Source organism: Vibrio cincinnatiensis (assembly GCF_022113815.1).
Lineage (GTDB): Bacteria > Pseudomonadota > Gammaproteobacteria > Enterobacterales > Vibrionaceae > Vibrio > Vibrio cincinnatiensis_A.
Map to the genome: position 1 here is coordinate 1 of NZ_SGOM01000084.1, position 503 is coordinate 503.

The 503-nt window shown below is 44.7% G+C and carries 3 tRNA genes; all 3 read left to right on the forward strand.

Annotated features, from left to right (window positions below):
- Nucleotides 1–67: 67 nt before the first annotated feature.
- A tRNA-Glu gene (locus EXA13_RS16695) sits at nucleotides 68–143 on the forward strand.
- 3 nt (nucleotides 144–146) lie between these two features.
- Nucleotides 147–222, forward strand: a tRNA-Lys gene (locus EXA13_RS16700).
- Between the two features lie 27 nt (nucleotides 223–249).
- Nucleotides 250–325, forward strand: a tRNA-Val gene (locus tag EXA13_RS16705).
- Nucleotides 326–503 lie beyond the last annotated feature (178 nt).

The following is a 503-nucleotide window of genomic DNA, read 5'->3' on the forward strand; positions in this document are numbered from 1 at the left end:
AAGATTGTGCATTGATGAGTGTTCACACAGATTGATTTGGTTTAAGTAATAAAGAGAGTATCTTAGTGTCCCGTTCGTCTAGAGGCCTAGGACACCGCCCTTTCACGGCGGTAACAGGGGTTCGACTCCCCTACGGGATACCATTTGGGTCGTTAGCTCAGTTGGTAGAGCAGTTGACTTTTAATCAATTGGTCGCAGGTTCGAATCCTGCACGACCCACCATTTCCTCCACGGGAAATAAAACATCGTGGGCGATTAGCTCAGTTGGGAGAGCACCTGCCTTACAAGCAGGGGGTCACTGGTTCGAACCCGGTATCGCCCACCACTTTCTAAATGTTCTTGGATAATCATGCCAAGCCACACAGGTTTTTGCTTAGGTGGCGAGGTTTTTGACGTCGAGAATCGTTAGAAAGTGTGAAAACACTGTGCTCTTTAACAATTTGGAAAGCTGACAAAGTAACATTATTCTTTATGAATAAAATTACTTGTAAAGTTCTCAATCT